General features: G+C 60.6%; 11 protein-coding genes. 4 read left to right on the top strand and 7 right to left on the bottom strand.

The genetic code is table 11. From position 1 onward, the window contains the following. Positions 1-135 precede the first annotated feature (135 nt). From LCQ44_RS05860 to LCQ44_RS05875, 4 genes are all read left to right on the top strand, one after another. On the top strand, positions 136-858 hold the full coding sequence (locus LCQ44_RS05860; protein WP_225093328.1) for a helix-turn-helix domain-containing protein: 723 nt from the start codon (positions 136-138) through the stop codon (positions 856-858). Then, positions 855-1,754: a DUF4097 family beta strand repeat-containing protein gene (locus tag LCQ44_RS05865; RefSeq protein WP_225093329.1), complete on the top strand. Its 900-nt coding sequence runs from the start codon at positions 855-857 to the stop codon at positions 1,752-1,754. The genes LCQ44_RS05860 and LCQ44_RS05865 overlap by 4 nt, the downstream gene beginning before the upstream one ends. Positions 1,755-1,851: 97 nt before the next feature. Beyond that, positions 1,852-3,759 (top strand): elongator complex protein 3, encoded by a 1,908-nt coding sequence (locus LCQ44_RS05870; RefSeq protein WP_225093330.1) that lies wholly within the window; start codon positions 1,852-1,854, stop codon positions 3,757-3,759. Beyond that, positions 3,760-4,638: a spermidine synthase gene (locus LCQ44_RS05875; RefSeq protein ID WP_225093331.1), complete on the top strand. Its 879-nt coding sequence runs from the start codon at positions 3,760-3,762 to the stop codon at positions 4,636-4,638. A gap of 26 nt (positions 4,639-4,664) precedes the next feature. On the opposite strand, the gene LCQ44_RS05880 is transcribed toward LCQ44_RS05875, so the two are convergent. The 7 genes from LCQ44_RS05880 to LCQ44_RS05910 all read right to left on the bottom strand — a co-directional run bounded on the left by LCQ44_RS05880 (position 4,665) and on the right by LCQ44_RS05910 (position 13,520). Next, the gene (locus LCQ44_RS05880; RefSeq protein WP_225093332.1) at positions 4,665-7,109 is read right to left on the bottom strand and encodes a DEAD/DEAH box helicase; all 2,445 of its coding nucleotides are present in this window, start codon (positions 7,107-7,109) and stop codon (positions 4,665-4,667) included. Positions 7,110-7,225: 116 nt separating this feature from the next. Then, positions 7,226-8,530, bottom strand: coding sequence for an ATP-binding protein (locus tag LCQ44_RS05885; protein WP_225093333.1), 1,305 nt, complete (start codon positions 8,528-8,530; stop codon positions 7,226-7,228). After that, a complete protein-coding gene (locus LCQ44_RS05890; RefSeq protein WP_225093334.1) occupies positions 8,523-10,283 on the bottom strand; it encodes a TerB N-terminal domain-containing protein in 1,761 nt (586 codons plus the stop codon). Before LCQ44_RS05890 ends, LCQ44_RS05885 begins: the two co-directional genes overlap by 8 nt. Positions 10,284-10,371: 88 nt before the next feature. Next, positions 10,372-11,088 (bottom strand): DUF554 domain-containing protein, encoded by a 717-nt coding sequence (locus LCQ44_RS05895; RefSeq protein WP_035137052.1) that lies wholly within the window; start codon positions 11,086-11,088, stop codon positions 10,372-10,374. A 118-nt stretch (positions 11,089-11,206) separates the two neighbouring features. Further along, the gene (locus tag LCQ44_RS05900) at positions 11,207-12,637 is read right to left on the bottom strand and encodes a hypothetical protein (protein ID WP_138111938.1); all 1,431 of its coding nucleotides are present in this window, start codon (positions 12,635-12,637) and stop codon (positions 11,207-11,209) included. A gap of 18 nt (positions 12,638-12,655) precedes the next feature. Next, positions 12,656-12,937 carry a hypothetical protein gene (locus LCQ44_RS05905; protein WP_055287144.1) on the bottom strand — a complete coding sequence of 94 codons (282 nt, stop codon included), beginning with the start codon at positions 12,935-12,937 and terminating at the stop codon, positions 12,656-12,658. Then, positions 12,921-13,520, bottom strand: coding sequence for a hypothetical protein (locus tag LCQ44_RS05910; protein ID WP_161160416.1), 600 nt, complete (start codon positions 13,518-13,520; stop codon positions 12,921-12,923). Before LCQ44_RS05910 ends, LCQ44_RS05905 begins: the two co-directional genes overlap by 17 nt. Positions 13,521-13,532: the final 12 nt, after the last annotated feature.

The raw sequence follows: 13,532 nt of genomic DNA on the forward strand, positions 1-13,532 counted from the left end.
CAACCGCCGGTTGTCAAAAATCTCACTAGAATAGGTGGCATGCTTTTGGCGGTGGCGGATACATTTTTAACTGTGCAAGGCGCCTTAAGAACAAAAACGGTCCGGCGGCACGGCTGGCATCACATAGGAGGAACCATGAATGTAGAAACTGCGCAGCGGCTCGCCGACCTTCGTCGCAGCAAGGGTTTTAGCCAAGAAGGGCTTGCACGAAAGCTGGGACTGTCGCGCCAGGCGGTCAGTAAATGGGAGCGTGCGGAGAGCTCGCCCGATACCGAGAATCTGATCTCGCTTGCCAAACTCTATGGCGTGAGCCTGGACGAGCTGCTCAATCCGAGCGATGAGATCGAGGACGATATCGAGTTTGAGAACGAGGACCGCGCCCGTCAGCGCGAGGCCGAGGCGGCGGAGCGCGCCCGCACCCATGAGGCGGCGGCACGCGCCACGGAGGCAGCTACGCAGGCAAGTGATGCCGCGGCCAAGGCGGCGCAGGCGGCAAGCTGGAGTGCGCAGGCCGCCAATGCCGCTACGGCGCAGGCGACGAGTGGCACCGCGGTTGGCTCGACTCCGGTGAAGGGCCCGTTCCAGTCGTTCCCGTATTGGGCCGTGTGCTGGCTGCTGTTCTTTTTGCTGATGTTCCTGTTTGGTGCCGGCCCCTTTGCCGCGCTGATCTTCTTTACGATTCCCATCTATCACTGGGTGGCGCGTGCGCTCGATGGTGATTGGGTGCGCGGGGATATTCAGGTTGGTCCGGCGTCGGTGGCGATCAAGGCTCAGGGGAAGGATGCTTCTGCGGAACCTGATGCTGACGTGGCTACCACGACCACCGCTGAGCCATGTGCCAAAGAGGGTGACGAATGATGAAGCTTTCGCATGAATCCAAGGTACGCCTGGGTGTTGGCATCGGAGCGTTTGTGCTCATTGTTGGGCTTGTTTTTGGCGTTTCGCGGACATTGATTCATTTTGATGGCCCGTGGGATCTCGACGATGTTGTATCCGGCCTGTCTGGTATGGACGATGTGGTGGACGAGGGCGATCTTTTGGATGACGGTAACTATTCCGCTCGGCCTCAGCAGCTTTCGTGTACGACCTTTGACGAAGACGCGTTCCAATCGCTCGACTTGGATGTGACGTCGGGGACGGTCGAGGTTAAACGTGTCTCTGACGGACCGGTACGTGTCATCGAAAGCGGGCACGTTGCAAAGGGGGCATCTGCTTCCGATGCCGCCACTCAGAATCTAGCCAAGATCGAGGGCTCTACACTCAAGATTAGCCAGTTCGACTGCGATGACGAGCGCGCCCATGACCGTAAGGTCACCATTGAACTGCCGCGTGAGCTTGCCGATAACATGGTGGGCATTACAGCGAATGTAGAATCGGGCGACCTGACGGTCGCGGGCATTGCGTGTCATGACCTCAACCTGACTTTGGACTCTGGAGACGTTGAGTTTACGGGCACCGTGACCGATACCCTGAATGCCGAGGTCGGTTCGGGCGATGTGACGTTCGAGCTCTACCAGGCCCCCGCGAAGTCGATGGACGTGAGTGTGGGCTCGGGCGATGTGGAGATGACGGTTCCGAACTCGACGGGCTTTAAGGCGAGCCTCACCTTGGGCAGCGGCGACTTCGAGAGCGATTTCCTTCCGCTTGGCTACGACGGCGAGACCATTTTGAATCTTGAATTCGATAACGGCGATAAGTCTGCTACGTATCGTTTTGAGGTCGGTTCGGGCGACATGTCGTTTGATCCGGAGTGACATGCGGTTTTCGGAGATCGGTACATATAGGCATGCTCTTTGATGGAGGCGCCGGAGCCGTGACGGGCTTCGGCGCCTTTGCCTTTACAATGGGGACATGGAACAGATTATCTTGAACATACTCGAGGCTCTGCATCACGGCGAGACCGTGGACGACAAGGCGCTCGTCAAACTGATACATGCCGAGGCGCGCCGTGAGGGTGCCGACAAACGCGATTTGGCCAAGCGCCGTCTGCTGCCGTTCTACCAGCGGGTTAAACGTGAGGAGCCGGCTCGGTGGGCTACGTGGAATGTCGATTCCGATCTGGAACGCCAACTGCTGCAGGTGCTACGCATGAAGCCGCGCCGCACGGCTTCGGGCGTGGCGACCATTACCGTTATCACCAAGCCCTGGCCATGCTCGGGCGATTGCCTATTTTGTCCCAACGATCTGCGCATGCCCAAGAGCTATCTGCACGCTGAGCCGGCGTGTGCCCGTGCGGAGCAAAACTGCTTCGATCCGTATCTGCAGGTGAGCGCTCGTCTGACCGCGCTTTCGCAGATGGGGCATGCGACCGACAAGATAGAGCTCATCGTTCTTGGTGGTACCTGGAGCGACTATCCACAAGGGTATCAGGCATGGTTTATGTCGGAGCTCTTCCGTGCACTCAATGATGATGCGGTGGCGGGCGTGGCGGCCAACCCCATGTTGGCGCGTCCGGGCATCAGCCGTGCCGAGGCGGGGCGTCTGCTCGATGACGCTCCCGCCGATGCCCTGCCGCCGGTGGTAGTAGAGCGCCGCGAGCGCTATCGGGCCGCCGGCATTGCGACAGACGAGGCTGAGCTTGCTGCCGGCGTTGCCGACGAGCAGGAGCGTGTGGATGCTGCCGTGGGTGGCTATAACCGCGCGGTGCGTCGTCTGTACGGCCCTGGTACGCCGTGGGGTGAAGTTGCCGAGTGGCAGATGGCAACGATGGAGGAGCTTGAGCACCAGCAGCGCATCAACGAGACGGCGAAGCATCGTGTGGTGGGGCTCGTTATCGAGACGCGCCCCGATGCCGTAACGCCGCAGACCCTCACGCTCATTCGCCGCCTGGGCTGCACCAAGATTCAGATGGGTATCCAGAGTCTCGACCAGCACCTGCTCGATATCAACGAGCGTCGCATTTCGGTGGCGCAGATCGAGCGGGCGTTTTCGCTTGCGCGCTTGTTTGGCTTTAAGATCCACGCGCACTTTATGCTCAACTTGCTGGGCGCCACGCCCGAGGGGGACAAGCGCGACTACGAGCGCTTTATGACCGAGGGGGCCTTTATGCCCGACGAGGTCAAGGTCTACCCGTGCGCGCTCATCGAGGGCTCGCGTCTGGTGGGCCGCTATGAGCGCGGCGAGTGGCGCCCCTATACCGAGGAAGAGCTGCTCGATGTGCTGGCCGACGACATCGTGGTGACGCCGGCGTTCTGTCGCATCAGCCGTATGATTCGTGACTTTAGCTCCGACGACATTATGGTGGGCAACAAGAAGCCCAACCTGCGCCAGCTCGTTGAGAACCGCCTGGCTGCTCGGGGTGATGGTGCGACGGTGCGTGAGATTCGCTATCGCGAGATCAGCACGGCGGGTGCCGACCTGGACGAGTTGACCCTTGACGAGGAAGTGGCGTACGAGACGCCGGTGACGCGCGAGCGCTTTTTGCAGTGGGTGACGCTCGAAGGCAAGATCGCCGGCTTTTTGCGCCTGTCGTTGCCCGATCGTGCGTTTGTTACCGCGCACGCAGACGAGTTGCCGACGACGCCGGACGAGGCAATGATTCGCGAGGTGCACGTGTATGGCATGGCGGCACGTGTGGGCGATCAGGGCCAGGCGGCTCAGCATCATGGGCTGGGGCGGTCGCTGGTGGAGCGCGCCTGCGAGATTGCCCGGGATGCGGGCTATACGCGCATCAACGTGATTAGCGCGATCGGTACGCGCGAGTACTATCGCCATTTGGGTTTTTATGACCACGGACTCTATCTGCAAAAGGAGCTCTAGATGAACAAGCCAAGTGTTTCTGCTGGTGTCGTTGCCGGCGTTGCTTTGGGAGCCGCGGCGCTTGGTGCGGCCGCCGTCGCTGTTCGTGCTGCCTGTCTGCAGGTTGCGCGAACCCGCAACGGGTTGGCGCGCGTAAAGCGCATGCACGACGAGGGCGGTGACGAGGTCCGTGTGCTCGTGCAGGGCGGTGTCTACCAAAGTGCGAGTTACGTTGGCGAGCGCTGGGCGGAGCCCGTCTTTGCGTACTATCGCGCGTTTGACGATGTGTTTGAAGCCGAGGACGCAATGCGTGATGCTTATGGTCACGGGATCGACCGTATGCTTATGCTGGGCGGCGGTGGGTTTGCCTATCCCAAGTTCGCGCTGATGTCGCACGAGAGCTTGCGCATGGACGTCATTGAGTACGATGCCGAGATTACGCGCCTGGCGCGCCGCTGGTTCTACCTAGACGAGCTGGAGCGCGCGGCGGGCGATCGCCTGCGGGTGATAACCGCTGAGGCTCGCTCGTATTTGGGTGTGACGAGCGTGGGCCATCGTCGCTACGACGTGGTCGTGAGCGATTGCTTTGGCGGTGCCGAGCCCGTGCGCGGGCTGGCGACCGTTGAGGCGCTGCGCCTGGTGCGGGGCAGCCTGAACCCCGGGGGTATCTACGTGGCCAATATCGTGAGCGCAAACGAGGGGAGCGATGTGACGTTCCTGCGCGACTGTGCCGCCACGGCGCTTGAGGTGTTCGACCATGCTTGGGTGGTCCCCTGTGGCGATGCAGAGTTCGGCGGCGAGGAGAATTATCTGCTCATCGCCAGCGACGGCGACTACGCCTTTGCCGAAGCCGTGCCTTTTGACGCCGACTTCCTTGGCACCGTCCTTCACGACAAGTAAGTCTCCCCGTCCCAAAAAGACTGGTCTTAGGCGTGGTCGCGCCAGCCGAGAACGCGCTGCTTCATACCCTCGATGTCGAGCACGCTTTCGGCAAAGCCCTTGCGCACGAGCTCTTCGGGAACAAACTCGTCGTAGCGGTCAAAGTAAGGCACCTCGCCGGGATAGACGAGCTCGATGGGATCGAAGTCTTTCTCGGCCTCGGCGGCGAGCACCTCAAAGAACGCCTCCTCGTCGGCCTTCATCTTAAACTGCATAAAGTACGGGCGTGACGGGTCGAGTCCGCGAAGGCCCAGCTCCGCGGCACACTTAATCTTGAGCATGCGCTCGAGTGCCAAAAAGGCGTAGCTGCCCAGCCAGGGGAAGAGCACCCAGGTGTCGCCACCCAGGTTAATGAGCGGCTTAGTTCCCGCGCCCGAAATCTCGGCTGTATGGCGAGCCTGCGCCAAGCGGGCCCGCGCGTTACCCATAAGGTACGGATATGCCGCGTGCTCGTTGAGCGCTTTACGCATGCGTTCGAGCACATGCGTGTTGATGTCGCCGGGGCAATCGCCAAAGTAGGCCGGCACACGACCTTTGACTTGCGTGGCAAAGACGGTATGGCGCTTCCAGTCCACTTCCTCGACAATCCAGCAGTGTCCGGCGATGGCGATGCGCTCGCCGGGCGGTGGCGGATTGACGATTGTGCCCAACTCGGCCGACTCGCTGCGGACGGTGAACTCCTCGTTTTCCTGGAACACGGCGTAGAACTTAAAGTTGTTAATGATGCGTTCGCCCGCGAGGCCCACAATGAGCCCACCGCCCTCGGCGACCTGGATATGGTCGATCTTGATGAGGTGGCGCAGCAACACGCGATAGTCATCGGCCGAGACGCGATGGAAATAACTGAGCGTGAGTACGCGCTGGGCAAGCTCTGCCGGCGTGAGTTCGCCGGTGCTGGCAAGCGTCGACATGGTCTGGTGATAGAGCAGACTGTAGGGGAGTCGATCGAGCTCAGGCGGCTCGACCCACTTTTCCTCGCGATAGAGCTGTACGAGCGCGATGCCCTGCAGGAGCTTCCACGGAATGGTCTCGGGCATCATCGTGCGCGGCTCGGGCTCTTCCTCGCGCATGACGAACCACATCTCGGGTGGAAGATCGCGGCGTCCCGTGCGGCCCATACGCTGCAAAAAGGAGCTGACGGTAAACGGCGCATCGATCTGAAACGCACGTTCCAGACGGCCGATATCGATGCCGAGTTCCAGCGTGGAGGTGGTGACGGTTGTCTGCGCCTGCTCCTCATCGCGCATGAGTTCCTCGGCCGTCTCGCGCAGCGATGCCGAAAGATTGCCGTGGTGGATGAGAAAACGGTCGGGCTCGTGCCGGCTCTCGCAGTAGCTACGCAGCATGGAGCATACGGCCTCTGCCTCCTCGCGCGAGTTGGCAAAGACCAGGCACTTGCGGCCGCGGGTGTGTTCGAAGATATAGCCCATGCCGGGGTCGGCGTTGTCTGGTGCTGTGTCGGTGGGGTTGAGAAGCGCCTGCTCGGTCGCTCGTGGGATGTCGACTTCGCCCTCGGGGGCCGAGGAAGTTTGGCGGTCCTTGGGAGCGGCCTTGCCCCGTGCCCGCTCACGACGTTGACGGCGCTCCTCTTGTGTGAGCTGTCCGCTGTGACGCATGTCTTGGGCGCCGGCGGGCAGTGTCGCGGATGCCGCCGCCTCGATGCGCTCGCACGCAAGCACTTCGGCCTCTTGAGGACCCGTGCTCTCGAATCCCCGCTGCTGTGCCTGGGGACCCGAGTTGTAGAAGTGCTCCATGGAGATGCGCCACACGTGGCGCGGTTCTTCAAAGCGGGGGATAACGCAGTCGCGCCCCGTTCCCTGTGAGAGAAAAGCGCCCGTGCGCTCGGGGTCGCCGATGGTGGCAGAAAGGCCGATGCGGCGGGGCTGCACGCCCGCCATGCGCGAGAGGCGCTCAATAAGGCAGAGCGTCTGACCGCCGCGGTCGCCGCGCATGAGCGAGTGGACCTCATCGATGACCACGTAGCGCAGGTCGCAAAACATGCGCGGAATCGCCATGTGCTTATGGATCAGGAGCGCCTCGAGTGACTCGGGCGTAATCTGCAAGATGCCGCTCGGTTTTTTGATGAGCTTAGCCTTGTGCGACTGCGAGACATCGCCATGCCAGTGCCAGACAGGGATATCGGCTTCTTCGCACAGATCGTTGAGGCGGACGAATTGGTCATTGATGAGCGCCTTGAGGGGGCCAATGTAGAGGGCGCCCACGCTTGCGGGCGGGTTCTCCCAAAACTCGGTCAGGATGGGAAAGAAGGCTGCCTCGGTTTTGCCGGAAGCCGTGGATGCCGTCAGGAGCACATTATCTTGCGTGTTAAAGATGGCATCAGCTGCCGCAACCTGGATAGAGCGCAAGCTCTCCCAATCGTGGGAGTAGATGAAGTCTTGGATAAACGGGGCGTAGCGGTCAAAGGCGTTCACGGGGCCTCCTCTCAAATACGAACCTCTTAACGCGGTGAGCAGTGGCTTGCCGCATCACTGCCTCGACGTTTGCCCAGATAAAGCCTGCCAAAATAAACCTGTCCCTTTTTGGCGGGTTAGATGGTGAATTCGGCGAAATTGCGGTCGCCGCTTGCGGTGCCGGTGTCGCCTGTTGCTGTTGCCGGCGCCAGCGCGTCGCCGCCGACGCTTTGCAGTAGCTCGGCCACGTTGGCGTCGGGGTTTTGGCATAGGATGTCGAGCAGCTCGATAAAGTCACGAATGACCTCACGCGGCGTCAAGTGCGTATCGGCTCCCACGCGGCCAAACTCAATCCTGAGAAAGTCCACCAAGTCGTTCTCGGTAAGCGTGGGCGTCCAGCCAAAGTAGCCGGCATGGATCTGCATGAGTTTTTCGATGAGCACCAGCAGCTCCTCATAGGTGAGTGGCTGCAGACGAATGATGGGCGCGAGCATGTCCTTAAGGTCCTCGCGCGCAAAACGGCCCTGAGCGAGTCGGCTGCGCAGGGCCTCGTAGGAGAACACGCCGCGGCGACGGTCCTCGATGGAGGTTGGCGTGCCACCCATGATCATGCCCAGGTACTGCGCCTTGCCCTGGAGCGTGTCGTTGTACATGGTCAGGATCTTCTCGTAGTTGTACTGGCGCGTAATGGCGTTGGGAATCTTATACAGATTCACGAGCTCGTCGATGAGCACCAGCATGCCCTTGTAGCCACTGCAAACCAAAAAACGCGCGATGAGTTTGACGTAGTCGTACCAGTCATCGTCGCTGATGATGGTTGAGGACCCCAGTTCGGCGCGAGCCTCGCTCTTGGTGCGGTACTCGCCGCGAATCCATTTGGTCACGCGGCTCATGGCTTCTTCGTCGCCCTCGGATACGGCCGTGCGATAGCGGCGGAGCATGCGGGTGAAGTCGAAGCCGTGGACCATTTCCTCGAGCGGGGCCAGTTGGGCATTGACAACCGACTCGTCGACGTCGGCGTACGAGGCGACCCAGCGATCAAGAATAAGGTTGAGCGCACCGCCCTCGGGGCGCGTCTTGGTCGATATATTGCGTATGAGCTCGCGGTAGGTGGCAAGGCCCTGCCCCTGCCCGCCCTGCAGACGGCGCTCGGGGGATAAGTCTGCATCGGCGACGACGAATCCCTCACCCATGGCGTGCGTGCGGATGGTCTGGAGCAAAAAGCTCTTGCCGGCGCCGTAACGACCGACCAGAAAGCGGAAGCTCGCACCACCGTCGGCGATGAGACTCAGATCGGTGAGCAGGGCGCGGATCTCGACCTCGCGCCCTACGGTAATGTAGGGAAGGCCGATGCGCGGGACCACGCCGCCCTTGAGCGAGTTGAGAATGACGGCAGCGACGCGCTTGGGCACGCGGGGTGCTGCGGATGCGGTATCACTCATGGTCTAGGTATCCTCTCACGTCTGCTTCGTAGTCCTCAATAATCTGCGGCCCTGCCGCGCTAAATTCAATTACGGTGTCGCCCACCAGGTCAAAGAGCGCCTCGTTGATGGTATCGACGAGCATGTCCTCGCTCTGTCCTGAGTGCGCCACTGCCGATGTCGCTTGCGCTGCGTTTTGCTCGAGCAGTGCGCGAAGGAAGGCATCTGCGGCGGGCGCGAGTTCGTTTGTGGCGTCAGCGGGCGCAGCAGCTGCGAACGCGGGCGTCGGCGCGAGAAGCGGTGCCACGACACCAAACTGTTCGGTGGATATGGTCGGCTCGTCGGTCAAGTCCTGCCGAATGGGTGCCACGACCGGTTCGACAATCACGTCGGTCGCAGGCTCGGCTTCCGGTTGCCATGAGTCCGCTGCCTCAGCTTCTGCGGACGCGCTGTCCTCGCGTTCCTCGTCGATTAAAAGCGCTTCGCGCGTTTGCGCAGCGGCGTTCCGAATGTGCCCCAGCTGACTCAGATCGATATCGATCTTGACGGGCTGGTGTGCGGCGTCCCACGAAAGCCATGCCACAATCTCGTCATCGATAATCTTGGCCAGATATTTGGGGACCTTTTCTTCCTTAAGGGGATGGGCGGGGTCCAGCGCCAGGCGCAGGCGTTGGTCGCAGGCGCGCATCATTTCACCGAGCTTGCTGCTCTTTTGCCTACTACCGTGGATACGCATGCATTCCCAAAAGCCGTTTTGGCAACGGTAGATATGGATAGGATCCAGGCGGTATTCGCAGTCCTCGTGGCGCTCGGGCGCAAAGAATACGGCCGAGGCAAACATGGTGTAGGGCATGGCCGTCTCCTCCCCAAATAAGCTCGCCACGATGCCGGTCTTTCGGTGCGTGTCATAGTAGCGCGCCATACGGACATACACGGCGCACGCCACGTGGCGCAGATCGCGGTGGTAGCTGCGGTCGAGCCGCGAGTTACTTAGGTTGTACGCGGAGAGGGCGTTGATGGCGGCCATGAGTCGCTCCTCGCGCACCTCATCGGGCGGAAGGGGGAGCGTGGGCTCGGAGGTTTTGCGACGCTTAGGGGTCTGGCCGGACGGTGCTGGCGCTGGCACAAGGTCTCGTGCGGCGCGTCGCAGCTCGATAAGGGCGTTATCGAACATGACGGTTTTAGAGTCACGAAGCAGCTTGGGGTCGAGCCCATGGAACACGGCGTAATCCTGCAGCCACACGCGCGCAAACCGGTCGATGCCGGGCTCGAAGGCGCGATAGACATCCCAAAAAGCCTTGATCTTGTTAAAACCATCGAGCGGATTATCTACGCCAATGCCGCAAATCAGCTCATAGAGATACAGAAAGGCAAAGGACGTAGACGTTTCCTCGACGGTTCCGCGACGCACTTGGGCACGCCAGGTAAAGTAGCCGCGCAACTGTCGATCGCTCATGGCATTGTAGGTGGGAAAGTACGACTTAAAGGTGCCGTTGTAGGGGCAGTCGTCCTCAAAGTCGGCCATCAGTAGGCCTTGGCGGTAGAAAAGCTCGGCTTCCGAAAGCCAGCGACCCGCGCCGCCCTCGGGGTCTTCTTGCCAACGCGATATCTCACGCATCTTGCGGTATTGGTCGGGGAGGAAGTTCTGCATCTGTCGGCCGGTCTTGAGAATCGGCTCGTCTGCGTAGACTTCATGTGAGAAACGGGCGGACTGATGGGTCCGGGCCTCGGCCATAATGCGCTCGATGAGCATCTTGATGTCCTGGTCGGCCACCGCTTCTCCTCTCCTAACGCAGCTTCGGTGACCTCATATCATAGCACAGCATCAAACAGGTGTTCGAGATACTGCTGCGTAGATAGATTTAGAACAGGAGGGCGTAGATGACGGCGATGACGACGGAGGGGAGCATATTGGCCGTGCGGAAGGTCTGAGGACGGATGAGGTTGACGCCGACGCAGAAGATGAGCATGGAGCCTACGAGCGAAAGGCTGTCGAGGGCTGCCGTAGTCATGATGGGGGAGAGTGCGCCGGCAAACAGCGTGATCGTCCCCTGGAACACGGCGACGGGCAGGGCGGAGAAAATGCAGCCGCGGCCAAGCGACGCCGTCATGGTGCAGACGATGATGCAGTCCAGCGCGCCCTTGAGGGCAAGCGTGGACCAGTCGCCGAGCAGGCCGTCCTGGATCGATCCCACAATGGCCATGGCGCCGATACACACGGTGAGTGAAGTCGAGACAAAAGCGTTGGTGAACTCGTTATCGCCCTCGCTGCCGGTTTTGCGCTTGAGCCATTCGCCAAGGTTCTCAATGGCGGCCTCCAAGTTGATGGCCTCGCCGATGAGCGAGCCGAGGGCGAACGAGACAATGAGCATGGTGGTGCCGGTGGTCGCTAGCGCCTTCCCATCGATAAGGAGCATCTTTTGCATGGTGCCGCCAAGGCCGATAAACAGGACGCACAGCCCCGATGCTTTCATGAGCGTGTCTTGGATGCGCGGTGTGATGAAGCGGCCGCCCGCTAATCCCAAAAGACCGCCCGCAACTAAAAGCACAACGTTGATGATTGTTCCCAAGCCCGGCATGAGCCCTCCTGTATTGATGCCAACGTGGCAATCGTAGCAGAACGAAATGCGAGGCACATCGCGACTCATCTAATACGTTATATAAGTGGTGTTAGGAATGATGTGCAGCATTTAAGCCTCAGGTGGTTGTCGGGACATAGGGATAGTATTCAAAGCGCAGTGTCATAAGCCGCTGCGGGGATTCAATAGCCGCGGCGATGATATTGGCATCGCGGGCACGATCAAACCCTTCGAGTTCGATCTGATACGAGACGTCTTGCATAATGTCCAGACGTCGCCAGGCTAGGAGTGTGTCACCATCGAATTCCAAGGTCTTGCCTCCGTCTGGAGCAACGGCGTATAGACGCAGCTTGGCGGTGGTTGCAGGGTCGACAACCGTGACCTTTTTAATTTCGTTTCGAGTATTCTTGGCGCCCAACAAGGTGAGCAGTGTTGGGGCCACGACCTCGCCCGATGGCAAAAAGACGACTTCGATGGATTCAGGAAATGCGATGATAGCCGACTTGCGGACGGGCTGATTGGCGGCGGCAACTTCGATGTTCGCAGCGTCGATGACCTCCGTGTGGTCGAGCGCGGCAAGCACGCAGCAGTTACCTTCATCGATCTCTTGAGGATCAGCAAGCCCCAGACTGTCCGCGAACTCGGGATCGTTTGGATCGGCAGCGGGCTCATTCGGCGCTTCGAAAGAAGCTGGGACGCTGTTTGTCGGCGACGGCGTGTCGCCCGCACCTGCTTCTTTGTCCGCGCTCTCTTCTTGTATGGTTGCGTTGATGGGTTCGTCGTTTGGGGGGAGCGTCTTGGCGTCAAACGCGGAGGGGAGAATTCCGATGGCTCCGGATCCGTTCCACTCCATTTCGAGAAGCGCCGGGTCGGCAAGAATGCGTTGCCTGCTTTGCGCGCGGGCATCGATTTCAATAGGGCCTGCCTCTATCCCTCGTGTAAGGCTGAGTGATCCGGCTGGCTTCTCGAAATGAGCGTCTGTGTCTTTGGTACTGACGGCGTAGAACAGCAGGGACGCTTCTCCCGCCGCGATGGCATCGGTACCGGCTTTGGTCAGCCGCAACGATGCCGTGAATGAGAGGGTGGGCTGCGTGTCGTCTGCATTCGCGGCGGCGCAGCCCAGACATATACCGCCTCCTTTCTCAAAAAACGTACCGTCGAAGGCGACCTTCGCTCCGTTCGCCGAGTCATCGACCGAAGCGATGTCGATGCGCAGCTCTAAATTGCATGGATCGCCATCTGCATCGAGCACAACCGAGCGCCACGTGCAGACGGCGCACCCCGCCTGGGAGCCGTTTGCCTTGTTCGAACGATTGATATCCACGACTATCGAGCCGTCCGTATTACGACGAAGGCATCCCGAGGTTGAGATTGCGGCCTGTGCGATCGAAAAACGCTTGCACGCAATGGCGCTCGACGGATTTGGTGCGGAGCTTAGGGCCGCTGGTAAGGAGTCTGCCATGACAGGAGTCGCCCAAGCGGCGACAGGCGTTCCGGTTGCGAGCGCGCCGCAGAGTGCGACGACGGGCAAAAGGTTCTTCGATGCCATGGGGTCTCCTTAGCTAATTTAGTGCGGCCTGTTCATGTTTTGTTTCTGGCTGTGTTTGATGTGCAGACCGAGGCCGGCGGTTCCCGCGCCTGCTGCTGCGGCGCCTGCTGCCAAGAGCCATCGTTTGTCGCCTGTCTGCGCCAACGGTTCCTCGCGGTCGCTGCGGTCGAGCTCCGAGAGGTCGACCGTCACTTGCGTGGCGGCCTGCGCCTGTTCTTGCTGGGCAAAGGCCATGGCTGGCCCAAACGCTAGGATGCTGACGGCGGCGGCCAGGGCGACGGCCTTATGCCGTGTGCGCACCGGGCTCGACCGTCCAGGTGATCGTTGCAACCTGATCGCCTTCGCCGGTTACGCGGAAGATGTCGCGCGTGACGCGGGCGACGTTTCCGCTTGTCTTGAGCTTAATTTTGTCCGTGCCACCGGCAATGCCCTGGTAGCCCATGTCGAAGGCTGCATTCTTGGAAAGATCGAGGCCCGTTCCCTGCATTGCGGCGCTGGCGTTCTGGAGCGCGCCGTCGGGGCCGACCTTAAAGTCGATGGAGTTCTGCGCGGTTCCGGCCTTGGCGTCGGCGGCAATGGTCCAGGTGTTCATGGCGTCGATCTTCATGTTGGTGACATGGATGCCGTAGGCCGAATGATTGTCGATGGTGGTCGCGTCTTCTGAGGGGCCCTGAAGCGTGCCGTCGGCCTTGGCGACGAAGGGAATAACCGTCGGAACTTTGAACTCAACGTTGTCGATCTCGGTCCTGACCATTACCTTCGTGGTTCCAACGCGCCCGGCTGCCATAGCTGGCGTCGGGGCGGCGCCCATTGCGAGCGCGAGCGCGAGCCCTGCGCCCACGGCGAGCGCTCTGGCTCCGTTCATGTTCCTGGTGATGTCCATGGTCGTTCCTTT

Origin of the sequence: Collinsella aerofaciens (assembly GCF_020181355.1) — a bacterium.
In the GTDB taxonomy this organism is placed as follows: Bacteria; Actinomycetota; Coriobacteriia; order Coriobacteriales; family Coriobacteriaceae; genus Collinsella.